The 15,681-nt window shown below is 57.9% G+C and carries 12 protein-coding genes; 2 read left to right on the top strand and 10 right to left on the bottom strand.

Annotated features, from left to right (window positions below; translation table 11 throughout):
* Window positions 1-107 precede the first annotated feature (107 nt).
* From lpdA to sdhC, 7 genes are all read right to left on the bottom strand, one after another.
* Window positions 108-1,544, bottom strand: a complete 1,437-nt coding sequence (gene lpdA, locus L9Z73_RS03635; RefSeq protein ID WP_247396452.1) for a dihydrolipoyl dehydrogenase — start codon at window positions 1,542-1,544, stop codon at window positions 108-110.
* A gap of 108 nt (window positions 1,545-1,652) precedes the next feature.
* Entirely contained in the window at window positions 1,653-2,876 is a 1,224-nt protein-coding gene (odhB, locus tag L9Z73_RS03630; RefSeq protein WP_247396449.1) for a 2-oxoglutarate dehydrogenase complex dihydrolipoyllysine-residue succinyltransferase, read from the bottom strand.
* 44 nt (window positions 2,877-2,920) lie between these two features.
* Entirely contained in the window at window positions 2,921-5,752 is a 2,832-nt protein-coding gene (locus L9Z73_RS03625; protein WP_247396446.1) for a 2-oxoglutarate dehydrogenase E1 component, read from the bottom strand.
* Window positions 5,753-6,013: 261 nt separating this feature from the next.
* Window positions 6,014-6,718, bottom strand: a complete 705-nt coding sequence (locus L9Z73_RS03620; RefSeq protein ID WP_247396444.1) for a succinate dehydrogenase iron-sulfur subunit — start codon at window positions 6,716-6,718, stop codon at window positions 6,014-6,016.
* 11 nt (window positions 6,719-6,729) lie between these two features.
* Window positions 6,730-8,502, bottom strand: coding sequence for a succinate dehydrogenase flavoprotein subunit (gene sdhA, locus L9Z73_RS03615; RefSeq protein ID WP_247396442.1), 1,773 nt, complete (start codon window positions 8,500-8,502; stop codon window positions 6,730-6,732).
* Between the two features lie 3 nt (window positions 8,503-8,505).
* Complete coding sequence (sdhD, locus tag L9Z73_RS03610; protein WP_247396440.1) at window positions 8,506-8,874, bottom strand: succinate dehydrogenase, hydrophobic membrane anchor protein; 369 nt, start codon at window positions 8,872-8,874, stop codon at window positions 8,506-8,508.
* Window positions 8,868-9,242 (bottom strand): succinate dehydrogenase, cytochrome b556 subunit, encoded by a 375-nt coding sequence (gene sdhC, locus L9Z73_RS03605; protein ID WP_247396437.1) that lies wholly within the window; start codon window positions 9,240-9,242, stop codon window positions 8,868-8,870. The genes sdhD and sdhC overlap by 7 nt, the downstream gene beginning before the upstream one ends.
* 363 nt (window positions 9,243-9,605) lie before the next feature.
* Between sdhC and gltA the strand changes: the two genes are divergently transcribed.
* The gene (gltA, locus tag L9Z73_RS03600; protein ID WP_247396434.1) at window positions 9,606-10,895 is read left to right on the top strand and encodes a citrate synthase; all 1,290 of its coding nucleotides are present in this window, start codon (window positions 9,606-9,608) and stop codon (window positions 10,893-10,895) included.
* Between the two features lie 347 nt (window positions 10,896-11,242).
* Here gltA and L9Z73_RS03595 read toward each other — a convergent pair whose 3' ends face one another.
* The 3 genes from L9Z73_RS03595 to L9Z73_RS03585 form a co-directional block, all read right to left on the bottom strand.
* Window positions 11,243-12,901 (bottom strand): cation acetate symporter, encoded by a 1,659-nt coding sequence (locus L9Z73_RS03595; protein WP_247396433.1) that lies wholly within the window; start codon window positions 12,899-12,901, stop codon window positions 11,243-11,245.
* Window positions 12,898-13,209, bottom strand: a complete 312-nt coding sequence (locus L9Z73_RS03590; protein WP_247396431.1) for a DUF485 domain-containing protein — start codon at window positions 13,207-13,209, stop codon at window positions 12,898-12,900. The genes L9Z73_RS03595 and L9Z73_RS03590 overlap by 4 nt, the downstream gene beginning before the upstream one ends.
* A 258-nt stretch (window positions 13,210-13,467) precedes the next feature.
* Window positions 13,468-14,319, bottom strand: coding sequence for a glycine betaine ABC transporter substrate-binding protein (locus tag L9Z73_RS03585; protein ID WP_247396429.1), 852 nt, complete (start codon window positions 14,317-14,319; stop codon window positions 13,468-13,470).
* 331 nt (window positions 14,320-14,650) lie between these two features.
* Here L9Z73_RS03585 and L9Z73_RS03580 point away from each other — a divergent pair.
* Window positions 14,651-15,681, top strand: a 1,031-nt coding sequence (locus L9Z73_RS03580; protein ID WP_247396428.1) for a glycosyl hydrolase family 17 protein, incomplete at its 3' end; no start/stop codon positions are given.

The following is a 15,681-nucleotide window of genomic DNA, read 5'->3' as shown; positions in this document are numbered from 1 at the left end:
TTAAGCCCGGTCAAGCTGCGCAAGACTGCGTCCAGCGGACATTCCGCGGTGAGTCTTGCGCGCAAGGCTCACGACGGGCAGCCGCCGTGGTTTCTTATTATCTCGTTTTAGCGCTTCTTCTTATTCGCGATGTGAATGGCATGACCATTCACTGCCAGCGCGGCTTCGTGCAACGCTTCGGACAGAGTCGGATGGGAGAAAACCATCATGCCAATGTCCTCGGCACTGGTGCCGAATTCCATACCGATTGCGCCCTGCTGGACCAGTTCTGCTGCGCCTGGGCCAATCACATGGACGCCCAATACGCGGTCAGTCTTGGCATCAGCGATGACTTTGACAAAACCACCGGTGTCGTTGGCTGCCATAGCACGGCCAGAAGCAGCAAACGGGAAGGTGCCGACGTTAACTTCAACGCCTTCAGCTTTCAACTGCTGTTCGTTCTTGCCGACCCATGCAATTTCCGGGTGAGTGTAGATAACCGATGGGACCAGGTCGTAGTTCATCTGGGTTTTGTGGCCCTTGATGCGCTCGACAACCATGATGCCTTCTTCGGAAGCCTTGTGCGCCAGCATCATGCCACGAACCACGTCGCCAATGGCGTAGACGCCTGGAACGGTGGTAGCGCAGTGATCGTCAACGTGGATGAAACCACGCTCGTCGATGTTCACGCCGCTGTCGGAAGCCAGCAGGTCGGTGGTCACTGGACGGCGACCAACGGCTACGATCAGCTTGTCGAAAGTAATGGTCTGCTCGCCATCTTTGTCGGTGTAGGTCACGACGACTTCTTCGCCGTTAACCTTCGAGCCGGTCACACGAGCGCCCAGCTTGATGTCCAGACCTTGTTTGGTCAGGGTTTTCAGCGCTTCTTTGGACACTGCGGTGTCAGCAGCCAGCAGGAACGTATCCAGGGCTTCGAGAACAGTGACTTGGGAACCCAGACGGGACCAGACCGAACCCAGTTCCAGGCCGATTACGCCAGCGCCGATCACGCCCAGACGCTTAGGAACTGCTTGGAATTCCAGGGCGCCGGTCGAATCAACGATCACGTTCTGGTCAACAGGTGCTGGTGGAATGTCGATTGGACGCGAACCTGGAGCCAGGATCACGTTTTCGGCTTCGATGATTTCTACCGAACCGTCCGGCTTGGTGATTTCAACCTTCTTGCCGGCCAGCAGTTTGCCGTGACCTTGCAGGGAAGTTACGCCGTTGGCCTTGAACAGGGTCGCAACGCCGGAGGTGAGGCCTTTAACGATGTTGGCTTTACGGCCGACCATCGCGGGTACGTCCATGGTCACGCCAGCGTGGTTGATGCCGTGGATGGCAAAACCGCTTTGCGCTTCGTGGAATTTCCAGGAGCTGTCCAGCAGCGCCTTGGAAGGAATGCAACCAACGTTCAGGCAAGTACCGCCCAGTGCCAGTTTGCCTTCCTTGTCGGTGTATTTTTCGATGCAAGCAGTCGAGAGGCCCAGTTGTGCGGCCTTGATGGCGGCAACATAGCCGCCAGGACCTGCACCAATCACTACAACGTCAAATTTCTGTGTCATAAAAAGGTTCCCTTTTTAGCTGCAAGCTAGAAGCGGCAAGCTGCAAGTTGAAAGCACCGTTCGCCGCTTTGGACTTGGCGCTTGCAGCTTGCAACTTGCCGCTGCTTTTTAGATATCCAGAAGAAGACGAGCTGGATCTTCCAGCAGGTTCTTGATGGTCACCAGGAAAGTCACGGCTTCTTTACCATCGATCAGGCGGTGATCGTAAGACAGTGCCAGGTACATCATTGGGCGGATCACGACTTGGCCGTTGATGGCCATCGGACGCTGAATGATGTTGTGCATGCCCAGGATCGCGGCTTGCGGCGGGTTGACGATCGGGGTCGACATCATCGAACCGAAGGTACCACCGTTGGTGATGGTGAAGGTACCGCCGGTCATCTCGTCGATGGTCAGCTTGCCATCACGGGCTTTCTTGCCGAAGCCGGCGATGCCGCCTTCGATTTCAGCCAGGCTCATCAGCTCGGCGTTACGCAGAACCGGAACCACCAGGCCACGGTCGCTGGACACGGCAACGCCGACGTCTGCATAACCATGGTAAACGATGTCGCTACCGTCGATGGAAGCGTTGACTGCCGGGAAGCGTTTCAGCGCTTCGGTGGCCGCTTTCACGAAGAACGACATGAAGCCCAGGCGCACGCCGTTGTGGCTCTTCTCGAACAGATCCTTGTACTTCGAACGCAGGGCCATGACTTCGGTCATGTCGACTTCGTTGAAGGTGGTCAGCATCGCCATGTTCGACTGGGCTTCAACCAGACGCTTGGCCACGGTGGCACGCACGCGGGTCATCGGAACGCGCTTCTCGGTGCGGTCGCCAGCGGCGAACACAGGAGCAGCGGCAGCAGGCGCTGCAGCCTTGGCAGGTGCAGCTGCTGGAGCGTTTTTCTTGGCTTCAACTGCAGCAACCACGTCTTCCTTGGTCACACGGCCGTCTTTGCCGGTGCCTTTGATGGAAGCCAGGTTGATGCCGTTTTCTTCGGCCAGTTGACGAGCAGCCGGTGCCGCGATTGGATCTTCGCCACCAGCAGCCGGAGCAGCAGCTGGAGCAGAAGCAGCAGCAGCAGCCGGTGCGGCGGCCGGAGCAGCAGCAGCGCTGCCCGCTTCGATCGAGCCCAGTACCTGGTTGGACAGGACGGTATCGCCTTCATTGGCAATGATCGCGCCCAGCACGCCGTCAGCTTCGGCCAACACTTCCAGAACGACTTTGTCGGTCTCGATGTCGACGATCAGTTCGTCACGCTTTACAGCCTCGCCTGGTTTCTTGTGCCAAGTGGCAATGGTGCCATCGGCAACCGATTCCGGGAATGTCGGGGCTTTGATTTCAATAGCCATTATCTATGGGTCCTTAAAATTCGGTTTCAGTCAGCGCGAAGGCGTTAGACAGTGAAAGCATCTTGCAGGAGTTTTTCCTGCTGCTCAGCGTGCATCGATGCATAACCACATGCAGGTGCGGCAGAAGCATCGCGACCGGCGTACTCCAGGCCCAAGCCCTTGATGTGGTTACCAATGCTGCGACGCAGATGATGCTGGCTGCTGTACCACGCGCCCTGGTTCATCGGTTCTTCCTGACACCACACTACATTAGTGAGGTTGGTGTAAGGCGCGATGATCTCCATGAGGTCATCTTCCGGGAACGGGTAAAGCTGCTCGATACGCACGATGGCGATATCTTCGCGGCCTTCGGCACGGCGTTTTTCCAGCAGATCGTAGTAGACCTTGCCGCTGCACAGGACCAGGCGAGTGACCTTGGCCGCATCCAGTGCATCGATTTCTGGAATCACGGTCTGGAACGAACCGTCAGCCAGATCTTCCAGGGTCGAGATGGCCAATTTATGACGCAGCAGCGATTTCGGTGTCAGCACTACCAGCGGCTTGCGCAGCGGGCGAATAACCTGACGACGCAGCAAGTGGTAGATCTGGGCCGGGGTAGTCGGCACGCATACCTGGATGTTGTGCTCGGCGCACAGTTGCAGGTAACGCTCCAGACGGGCCGAAGAGTGCTCCGGACCCTGACCTTCATAACCGTGTGGCAGCAGCATGGTCAGACCGCACAGACGGCCCCACTTGTGCTCGCCGCTGGTGATGAACTGGTCGATAACCACCTGGGCACCGTTGGCGAAGTCGCCGAACTGGGCTTCCCAGATCACCAGCGCCTGAGGCGTGGTGGTCGAGTAACCGTATTCGAACGCCAGCACGGCTTCTTCGGACAGGAACGAATCGTACAGGTCGAAACGTGGCTGGCCTTCGTACAGGTGTTGCAACGGGATGTAGGTGCCCGCGTCTTTCTGGTTGTGCAGAACCGCGTGACGGTGAGAGAACGTACCACGGCCGATGTCCTGGCCGGTCATGCGGATCGGGTGACCTTCGAACGCCAGGGTCGCATACGCCATGGTTTCAGCGTAACCCCAGTTGATCGGCAGGCCGCCGGCTTGCATTTTCTGACGGTCTTCGTAGATCTTCGCAACCTGGCGCTGTACGACGAAGCCATCCGGAATTTCCAGCAGCTTGGCAGACAGTTCCTGCAGGGTCTTCAGATCGAAAGACGTATCGTGACGTGCAGTCCAGGCGTGGCCCAGGTACGGACGCCAGTCGACGAACAGCTCTTTGTTCGGCTCTTTAACCAGGCTTTTTACAACATGCAAACCATTGTCCAGCGCGTTGCGGTATTCGTCGACTTTCGCCTGAACACGCACTTCGTCAACCACACCGGCCTTGGTCAGGCTTTCGGCGTACAGCTCACGGGTAGTGCGCTGCTTGGTGATCTGCTGGTACATCAACGGCTGGGTGCCGCTTGGTTCGTCCGCTTCGTTGTGACCGCGACGGCGGTAGCAAACCAGGTCGATCACCACGTCACGCTTGAACTGCATGCGGTAGTCGACAGCCAGTTGGGTCACGAACAGCACGGCTTCCGGATCATCACCATTCACATGGAGGATCGGCGCCTGGATCATCTTGGCAACGTCAGTGGCGTACTCGGTGGAACGCGCGTCCAACGGGTTGCTGATGGTGAAGCCCACCTGGTTGTTGATGACGATGTGAACGGTACCGCCAGTCTTGAAGCCGCGGGTCTGCGACATCTGGAAGGTTTCCAGAACCACGCCTTGACCGGCAAATGCCGCGTCGCCGTGGATGGAAATCGGCAGAACCTTCTCACCGGTGGTGTCGTTACGACGATCCTGGCGAGCCCGCACCGAACCCTCGACCACTGGAGAAACGATTTCCAGGTGGGATGGGTTGAAGGCCATGGCCAGGTGAACTTCACCGCCGGTGGTCATCACGTTGGACGAGAAGCCCTGGTGGTATTTAACGTCACCGGAACCCAGCTCGACCTTTTTCTTGCCTTCGAACTCGTCGAACAACTCGCGCGGGTTCTTGCCGAAGGTGTTGACCAGCACGTTGAGACGGCCACGGTGGGCCATGCCGATCACGATTTCCTTGGTGCCGTAGGAGCCGGAACGCTGGATCAGCTCATCGAGCATCGGAATCAGGCTCTCGCCGCCTTCCAGGCCGAAACGCTTGGTACCCGGGTATTTGGTGCCCAGGTATTTTTCCAGGCCTTCGGCTGCGGTCACGCGCTCCAGCAGGTGGCTGCGCACATCGGCGGACAGCACCGGACGGCCACGCACGCCTTCCAGGCGATGCTGGAACCAGTGACGCTGTTCGGAGTCGGTGATGTGCGTGAACTCAGCGCCAATGGTGCGGCAATATGTCTGCTGCAACGCTTCGTGAATTTCACGTAGGCTCGCTTCCTCTTTGCCGATGAACAGGTCGCCGGCACGGAAGATCGTATCAAGATCGGCATTGGTCAAGCCGTAATGATTGATCGACAGGTCTGCAGGTGCAGGACGCTTCCAGAGCCCCAGCGGATCGAGCTGGGCCGCCTGGTGGCCACGCATACGGTAGGCCTGGATCAGTCGCAATACTTCAACTTGCTTCTTCTCATGCTCACTGCTCACGCTTCCGGCGGAAACCGGTTGGGCGCGGCGCTGGTTCTTTGCCAGCAGCACGAACTGATCGCGAATTGTTGCGTGCGATACATCGGTGGCAGCGTTGCCGTCTGAAGACAACGTCTGAAATTTGGTGCGCCATTCTTCTGGCACAGCGTTAGGGTCGTGCAGGTAGAGCTCATAAAGCTCTTCCACATAGGCAGCGTTACCACCTGAAAGATAGCCGCTGTTCCACATGCGCTGCATCACGCTTTCTTGCATGCTTGGTCACCCTCGATTTGGGGACACCACCGGCGGCGACACCGAGTTTGCTTGCAAAAGGCCCAGTGCAGCGACCAAAACAAGCCACTTAGGATCACGCTGATAGTTCGGGTACCAACCCGAATGCCCCTGCTTGTCTCATTTCTTCAAAATAAGAGCCGCGGCTTTGTAAGTCGCTGCTCAAGTTAAGACTACGGCGCCGGTTGAAGCCTGCGCCGTAGCATTTACGGGCACAACGGTCCTGCTTTGCTACAACGTCTATTACACGCCGCTTTGCAGCAGCATGTTACGGATGTGACCAATGGCCTTAGTCGGGTTCAGGCCTTTGGGACATACGTTGACGCAGTTCATGATCCCGCGGCAGCGGAATACGCTGAACGGGTCATCCAGTGAAGCCAGGCGCTCGGACGTATGGGTGTCACGGCTGTCTGCCAGGAAGCGATACGCTTGCAGCAGAGCGGCTGGACCCAGGAACTTGTCCGGGTTCCACCAGAAGGACGGGCAGGAAGTCGAGCAGCAAGCGCACAGGATGCACTCGTACAGACCGTCGAGCTTTTCGCGTTCTTCTGGGGACTGCAGACGCTCGATGGCCGGAGCCGGCGTGTCGTTCTGCAGGAATGGCTTAACTTTCTCGTATTGCTTGTAGAAGATGCTCATATCGACGACCAGGTCACGGATAACCGGCAAACCTGGCAGAGGACGAACGATCAGCTTGTTGCCTTTAACTACGGCGGACAGTGGCGTGATGCACGCCAGACCGTTTTTGCCGTTGATGTTCATGCCGTCGGAACCGCACACACCTTCACGGCAAGAGCGACGATAGGAGAAACCTTCGTCCTGCTCTTTGATCAGGGCCAGCACATCCAGCACCATCAAGTCTTTACCACCGGTATCGACCTGGAAATCCTGCATGAACGGCGCAGCGTCCCGATCAGGGTTGTAGCGATACACACTGACTTTCAACATGGCAGCCACCCTTAGTAAGTCCGAATTTTCGGTTCAAACATCGGAACCGTCTTCGGCGAGAAGTTAACGGCACGCTTGGTTACGCGCTTGTCACCCGGGAAGTACAGGGTGTGGCACAACCAGTTTTCGTCGTCGCGATCTTCAAAGTCTTCACGAGCGTGAGCACCACGGGATTCTTTACGAACCTCGGCGGCGATCGCAGTCGCTTCAGCCACTTCCAACAGGTTTTGCAGCTCAAGGGCTTCGATACGAGCGGTGTTGAACGCCTGGCTCTTATCGTTGATCTTGACGTTGGCGATGCGCGTGCGCAGGTCGGCCAACTGGGCGATACCCTTCTGCATGTATTCGCCGGTACGGAATACACCGAAGTAGTTCTGCATGCAGCTTTGCAGCTCGCGACGCAGGGTAGCCACGTCTTCGCCATCGGTACGTTCGTTCAGAGCGTTCAGACGGGCCAGGGCAGCTTCGATGTTGGCGTCAGTGGCGTCATCGTATTCGATGCCGTCGGTCAGCGCCTTCTCGAGGTGCAGGCCGGCAGCGCGGCCGAATACCACCAGGTCGAGCAGCGAGTTGCCGCCCAGACGGTTGGCGCCGTGTACCGATACGCAAGCCACTTCGCCTACTGCGAAGAGACCATGAATGATCTCGTCCACACCTTCGGCGTTCTGGGTGATCGCCTGACCATGAATGTTGGTCGGCACGCCGCCCATCATGTAGTGGCAAGTCGGAACAACCGGAACCGGAGCAACCACCGGGTCAACGTGAGCAAAGGTCTTGGACAGCTCGCAGATACCTGGCAGGCGGCTGTGCAGCACTTCCTCGCCGAGGTGATCGAGCTTCAGCATTACGTGGTCGCCATTCGGGCCACAGCCGTTGCCGGCGATGATTTCCTTGACCATGGAGCGGGCAACAACGTCACGACCAGCAAGGTCTTTCGCGTTCGGAGCATAACGCTCCATGAAACGCTCACCGTGCTTGTTGATCAGATAGCCACCTTCACCACGGCAACCTTCGGTGACGAGTACACCGGCACCGGCGATACCGGTTGGGTGGAACTGCCACATTTCAATGTCTTGCACCGGCACGCCAGCACGCAGCGCCATGCCAACGCCGTCACCGGTGTTGATCAGGGCGTTGGTGGTCGATGCGTAGATACGACCTGCACCGCCAGTCGCCAGAACAGTAGCCTTGGCGCGGATGTAGGTGGTTTCACCGGTTTCGATGCAGATAGCGATCACGCCGACGAATGCGCCGTCCTGGTTTTTCACCAGGTCAACCGCGTAGTACTCGTTCAGGAACGTGGTGCCAGCTTTCAGGTTGCCCTGATAAAGGGTGTGCAGCAGCGCGTGACCGGTACGGTCGGACGCAGCGCAGGTACGGGCAGCCTGGCCACCTTTACCGTAATCCTTCGACTGACCGCCGAATGGACGCTGGTAGATACGACCTTGCTCGGTACGCGAGAACGGCAGACCCATGTGGTCCAGTTCGAACACGGCGGCCGGGCCTTCCTGACACATGTATTCGATAGCGTCCTGGTCACCGATATAGTCGGAACCCTTGACGGTATCGTACATGTGCCAGCGCCAGTCATCGTTCGGGTCGGCGGAGGCGATAGCGCAGGTGATGCCACCCTGAGCCGATACGGTGTGGGAACGCGTCGGGAACACCTTGGTGATCACGGCAGTCTTGTGACCGCCCTGAGCCAGTTGCAGCGCTGCGCGCATGCCGGCGCCGCCGCCACCAATGATGATGGCGTCGAAGGAAATAGTTGGAATGTTAGCCATGGATCAGATACCCCAAAGAATCTGCACACCCCAGACGAAGTAAGCGAACATCATGACGCCGCATACTGCCTGGAAGAGAAACCGTACTGCTGTCGCAGACTTGCCCAGCGCCATTGGCGTCAGGTAGTCGGTCGAGATGGTCCACATGCCGACCCAGGCGTGAGCGCCCAGGGCTACAAGGGCCAGCAGACTGAAGATTCGCATCGCATTGTGGGAAAACAGGCCATGCCACTGCTCATAGCCGATGCCCGGATTTGCGACGAGGTATCCGATCAGGAAAATGAAATAAGCCGCGAGAACGACCGCAGACACACGCTGTGCCATCCAGTCATAGAGGCCCGAACGCGACAGATTCGTTACGCTGGTTACCATATCCAAACTCCTGCCAGAACGATCAGCACCACAGAAATGGCGATGACGATTTTCGAGCCCAGGCGGCCGCCTTCCAGCGTCTCACCGATGCCCATATCCATGATCAAGTGGCGCACGCCGGCTACCAAGTGATACAGCAGAGCGGACAAGAGACCCCATGCTACGAACTTGGCCAGCGGACTGGTCAAGCATGCCTTCACCTCGGCATAACCTTCCTCGGAACCCAAGGATTTGCTCAATGCATAAAGCATGAAGCCCAAGCCCAGGAAGAGGATGATGCCGGAAACACGGTGCAGGAACGACGTAACGCCGGTGATGGGGAGTTTGATGGTCCTTAGGTCTAGGTTTACAGGTCGTTGGCTATTCACGGCTTTTTTTCACACTGAAGAGCCCCTAACAATCAGGGCAAAGTTGTTGGGGAGTGTACTGGTCAGGTAACGCCACCCAGGGAGTGCGACCCCCAATGAAAGCAAGCCCAAAAGCCCTTGGCGGTCGGTGGCCGAGTATAGACAGTTAGGCTACTAATGACAACGCGCTGACCTCACGCTAATAGCGCATTGCGCTGGCGGAATAAAAGGCGTAAATGGCGGTAAATTTCGAGGAAAAAGTCCTGTGAAAGCCTTCTGGAGCAAGACTTTAGGCAAATTGACATCTGAATTTATCTCACTATAGTGGTCCGGGCCCTGCGTGGGGGGTCTGTCTGATGATTTGAAGCATAAATAGGAGGCCACATGGCTGACAAAAAAGCGCAGTTGATCATCGAGGGCGTAGCCCCCGTCGAGCTGCCCATTTTAACCGGCACCGTTGGTCCTGATGTTATCGACGTACGGGGCCTTACGGCCACGGGCCGTTTCACTTTCGACCCAGGCTTCATGTCGACCGCTTCATGCGAGTCGAAGATTACCTATATCGATGGCGACAATGGCATTTTGCTGCATCGGGGCTACCCGATCGAGCAACTGGCTGAAAAATCGGACTACCTGGAAACCTGCTATCTGCTACTAAATGGCGAGTTGCCAACCGCCGAGCAGAAAGCCGAGTTCGTCAGTACCGTAAAGAACCACACCATGGTTCACGAGCAGTTGAAGACTTTCTTCAACGGCTTCCGTCGCGACGCCCACCCAATGGCAGTCATGTGCGGCGTAGTCGGCGCCCTGTCGGCGTTCTATCACGACTCCCTCGACATCAATAACCCGCAGCATCGCGAAATTTCCGCGATCCGCCTGGTTGCCAAGATGCCGACCCTGGCCGCAATGGTTTACAAGTACTCCATGGGGCAACCCATGATGTACCCGCGCAACGACCTGACTTACGCGGAAAACTTCCTGCACATGATGTTCAACACCCCGTGCGAGATCAAACCGATCAGCCCGGTGCTCGCCAAGGCAATGGACCGGATCTTCATCCTCCATGCCGACCACGAGCAGAACGCCTCCACCTCTACCGTGCGCCTGGCCGGCTCTTCGGGTGCCAACCCGTTCGCCTGTATCGCCGCCGGTATCGCCGCACTGTGGGGCCCTGCCCACGGCGGTGCGAACGAAGCCGTATTGACCATGCTCGATGAAATCGGCGATGTCTCGAACATCGACAAATACATCGCCAAGGCCAAGGACAAGAACGATCCGTTCAAGTTGATGGGCTTCGGTCACCGGGTCTACAAGAACCGCGACCCGCGCGCCACCGTCATGAAGAAAACCTGCGACGAAGTGTTGAGGGAACTGGGCATCAAGAACGATCCGCAACTCGAACTGGCCATGCGCCTGGAAGAGATCGCCCTGACCGACCCGTACTTCATCGAACGCTCGCTGTACCCGAACGTCGACTTCTACTCGGGGATCATCCTCAAGGCGATCGGCATTCCAACCAGCATGTTCACCGTGATCTTCGCCCTGGCGCGGACCGTGGGCTGGATCTCCCACTGGAAAGAAATGCTCTCCAGCCCGTACAAGATTGGCCGCCCGCGCCAGCTGTACACCGGCTACGCGTCGCGTGACATTACCAAGTTGGAAGATCGCAAGTAAGCATCTGACTGACGCGTAATAAAAAAGCGGCCTCCTTCATGGAGGCCGTTTTTACTTGTGCAGGAACCGAGAAACTGTTTTGTCTGAAATGCCGCTATCGGGAGCTTGCTCCCGATGGCAATACCCTAGCCAACACAAAGTTCCAGGCAAAAAAATGCCCCAGCCTGTCGACCGGGGCATTTCCTATTGAGCTACAACCTCTCACACTTGACTGCATTCCAAGGCGGGTACTCGGTCAAATGTGGGAGGGGGCTTGCTCCCGATGGCAATGCCCCAGCCAACACAAAGTTCCAGGCAAAAAAATGCCCCAGCCTGTCGACCGGGGCATTTCTTATTGAGCTACAACCTTAGTGAGCAACCGCCCCACTCGCCCCCAGGCCAGTCTGCGAACGCACAAACTGCGGGAAGTACAGCGCCCGTTCCTTGACTGCCGCCGCCGACTTATCGGTGATGGAGAAGAACCAGATACTGACGAACGCGATGATCATCGAGAACAGCGCAGGGTACTCATACGGGAAGATGGCTTTTTCGTGATGCAGGATCGACACCCAGATGGTCGGCCCCAGGACCATCAGGCCCACGGCACTGATCAACCCGAGCCAGCCACCAATCATTGCGCCACGGGTGGTGAGGTTCTTCCAATACATGGAAAGCAGCAACACCGGGAAGTTACAGCTAGCCGCGATGGAGAAGGCCAAGCCGACCATGAACGCAATGTTCTGGCTTTCAAACAGGATACCCAGACCGATTGCCAGCACCGCCAAAGCGATAGTGGTGATCTTCGAGACGCGAATCTCATCCTTGTCGTTGGCCTTGCCTTTCTTGATCACGCTGGCATACAGGTCGTGGGACACCGCCGAAGCACCGGCCAGGGTCAAGCCCGCAACCACCGCGAGGATGGTGGCAAACGCCACAGCCGAGATGAAGCCCAGGAAGATACTGCCACCCACCGCGTTGGCCAGGTGAACCGCTGCCATGTTGTTACCACCGAGCAAGGCGCCTGCAGCATCCTTGAACGCCGGGTTAGTGCTGACCAGCAGGATCGCACCAAAACCGATGATAAAGGTCAGGATGTAGAAGTAGCCGATGAAGCCAGTGGCGTACAACACGCTCTTGCGGGCTTCCTTGGCGTCGCTCACGGTGAAGAAGCGCATCAGAATGTGCGGCAGGCCGGCGGTACCGAACATCAGTGCCAAGCCCAGGGAGAACGCGGAGACCGGATCTTTCACCAGGCCGCCGGGGCTCATGATTGCCTCACCTTTAGGGTGAACCTTGACTGCCTCGGCGAACAATGTGCTGAAGTCGAAGTTGACGTGCTTCATCACCATGACCGCCATGAATGTAGCACCAGCCAGCAGCAAGACTGCCTTGATGATCTGCACCCAGGTGGTTGCCAGCATGCCGCCGAACAGCACGTACATGCACATCAGGATACCCACCATGATCACTGCCACGTGGTAATCGAGACCGAACAGCAACTGGATCAGCTTGCCCGCGCCAACCATCTGCGCGATCAGGTAGAACGCTACCACCACCAGCGAGCCACAGGCCGACAGGCTGCGGATCTGGGTTTGCCCGAGGCGGTAGGACGCCACGTCGGCAAAGGTGTATTTGCCCAGGTTACGCAAGCGCTCGGCGATCAGGAACAGAATGATCGGCCAGCCCACCAGGAAGCCGATCGAGTAGATCAGGCCGTCGTAGCCGGAGGTGTATACCAGTGCGGAAATACCCAGGAAAGACGCGGCAGACATATAGTCGCCGGCAATCGCCAGGCCGTTCTGAAAACCGGTGATCTTGCCGCCGGCCGCGTAATAGTCGGCCGCCGAATTGTTGCGCTTGGACGCCCAGTAGGTAATGCACAACGTCGCGCCGACAAAGACCACGAACATCAGGATCGCTGGAATATTCAGCGGTTGTTTTTGCACTTCACCCGTCAATGCCTCCGCCGCCCATACAGCAGGCGCGAAGACCGAAGCACCGAGTACAGCCAATAGACGACGGATCATTGCGCAGCCTCCTTGAGAATCGCATTGTTCAGGTCGTCGAATTCGCCGTTGGCGCGTCGCACGTAGATCCCAGTGAGGACAAAGGCCGATAGAATCAGCCCAACACCGATAGGGATTCCCCAGGTGATGGACGAAGTGGGGCTGATCTTAGCCCCCAGCAATTGTGGCCCGTAGGCGATCAACAGGATGAATCCGGAGTAAAGCCCTAGCATGATCGCCGAGAGAATCCAGGCGAACCTTTCCCTTTTTCTAACCAGCTCCTTGAAGCGCGGGCTGTTTTGAATCGAGAGGTAAATGCTGTCGTTCATTGTTTTTATCCTCGCAGCACAGCTTTGTTATTATTGAAACAATATCCACTGTATGCGACTGCGGGACACGTTCCAGACGACCTTAGTATTAGGAGGGAGTGCAGCGAGGGTTTGCGAGGGCGCAGAAACATTTACGGGTGACGAAAATAATGTGGGAGAGGGCTTGCCCCCGAGAGCGGTAGACCAGTCAGATCATCAGCGACTGACACACCGCAATCGGGGGCAAGCCCCTCCCACAGGGGCTACATCAAAGGGGGGTTACTTACCGATCCATTCGGCAACCCGCTCAGGGTGCTTGGCAACCCAGTCTTTGGCGGCTGCATCAGGCTTGGCGCCTTCCTGAATGGCGAGCATGACTTCACCGATTTCGTCCTTGGAAGCCCATTGGAACTTCTTCAGGAACGCCACGACTTCCGGGGCTTTCTTCTCCAGGCCCTTGCTGCCGATGCTGTTGACGGTTTCAGCGGCGCCATAAATCCCTTTTGGATCGTCCAGGAAGCGCAGTTTCCACTTGGCGAACATCCAGTGCGGCACCCACCCAGTGACTGCAATGGATTCCTGCTTGTCTTCGGCACGGGTCAGTTCGGCGATCATCGCGGCGCCGGAACTGGCTTGCAGCTTGTACTCCAGGCCATAGGCCTTGATCGCTTCGTCGGTCTTGAGCATCACGCCTGAACCGGCGTCGATACCGACGATCTTGTTCTTGAAGGTGGTGTCGGTCTTGAGGTCTTCGATGGACTTGGCCTTGACGTACTCCGGCACGATCAGGCCGATCTTCGCATCCTTGAAGTTGGGGCCGTAGTCGACCACCTTGTCCTTGTTCTTGGCCCAGTATTCACCGTGGGTCACGGGCAGCCAGGCAGAGAGCATGGCGTCGAGCTTGCCGGTGGCAACGCCTTGCCACATGATCCCGGTGGCGACCGCTTGCAGTTTGACGTCATAACCGAGCTTTGCCTTGATCACCTCTGCCGCCACATGGGTGGTGGCAACGCTGTCGGACCAACCGTCCACATAGCCGATGCTCAGGGTTTTGCTGTCGGCGCTGGCCAGTGTGGAGCTCATCGCAACTACCAGAGTGGCAGCTGCGCCCAAGAGTCGTCGCATCTTCATCGTACTTCCCCGAAAGTGCTGCGCCCGACGGATGTCGAGCGACGTCAACCTGTTGTTATGTGGTGCGCCGCGCCCCCTTCACGCGCATCTTTCCGGCCGCTACGACATCAGTGGAGTGCTGATACTTCGATCATCAACCTGCCGGGGCCTTTGTCCTGCTCTGTCAGCGACCTCAGGTAAGCAAGAAACGACATCACATCGCCAGCTAGCGCTTTTATGGGACACTCGCCGCATACCCCGCCCGAACTTTGCATGTCTAAATCATGCAGCCCCACTGGGACCCGACAAATCCGGGTAAGATGCGCGCCTTTGCTCCCCAGATAAGCCGACCATGCCCGCGACTGCCCGCTTCCCTGCCCTGCCCTATTTTTTCGCCTCGATCCTCGGCCTGCTCGCGCTGATCGGGTACTGGTACGGCCTCGGCCGGCCGGTGGTGTTGCCGGACGTGGCCAGCGCCAGCCACAAGTTGCAATGCGCCTCCTACACGCCCTTCGACAAGGACCAATCGCCGTTCGACCAGCCGTTCACACTGCGTCCCGAGCGCATGGACGCCGACCTGGCCCTGCTGGCCACCCGCTTCGAATGCATCCGTACCTACTCCATGACCGGCCTGGAAGCCTTGCCGGACCTGGCGCGCAAGCACGGGCTGAAACTGATGATCGGCGCCTGGGTCAACGGCAACCCACTCGACACCGAGAAAGAAGTGGATGCCTTGATCGCCTCGGCCAACGCCAACGCCGACGTGGTCACCTCGGTGATCGTCGGCAACGAAACCCTGCTGCGCAAGGAAGTCACGGCCGCACAGTTGGTGAAGCTGATCCATAAGGTCAAAAGCCAGATCAAGCAACCGGTCACGTATGCCGACGTCTGGGAGTTCTGGCTGCAACACCCGGAAATCGCCCCGGCGGTGGATTTCCTGACCATCCACTTGCTGCCCTACTGGGAAGACGATCCCTCGGGGATCGACCAGGCACTCAAGCATGTCGGCGATGTGCGCCAGACCTTCGGCAACAAATTCGCGCCCAAGGACGTACTGATCGGCGAGACCGGCTGGCCCAGCGAAGGCCGCCAGCGCGAAACCGCTGTGCCGAGCCGGGTCAATGAGGCCAAGTTTATGCGCGGCTTCGTGGCCATGGCCGAAGCCAATGGTTGGCACTACAACCTGATCGAAGCCTTTGATCAGCCATGGAAGCGTGCCAGTGAAGGCGCTGTCGGGGGTTACTGGGGCTTGTTCGATGCCGACCGCCAGGACAAGGGCATCCTCGCCGGCCCGGTGACCAACGTGCCGTACTGGCCGCTGTGGCTGGGGGTGGGCGGAATCATCCTGTTGGGCACGCTGGCGCTCGGCGGCCGACATGCTTG

It is taken from the genome of Pseudomonas emilianonis, assembly GCF_023072625.1.
In the GTDB taxonomy this organism is placed as follows: Bacteria; Pseudomonadota; Gammaproteobacteria; order Pseudomonadales; family Pseudomonadaceae; genus Aquipseudomonas; species Aquipseudomonas paraveronii.
Note: the sequence above shows the minus strand (reverse complement) of the source record. Positions and strands in the feature narration are given on the sequence as shown.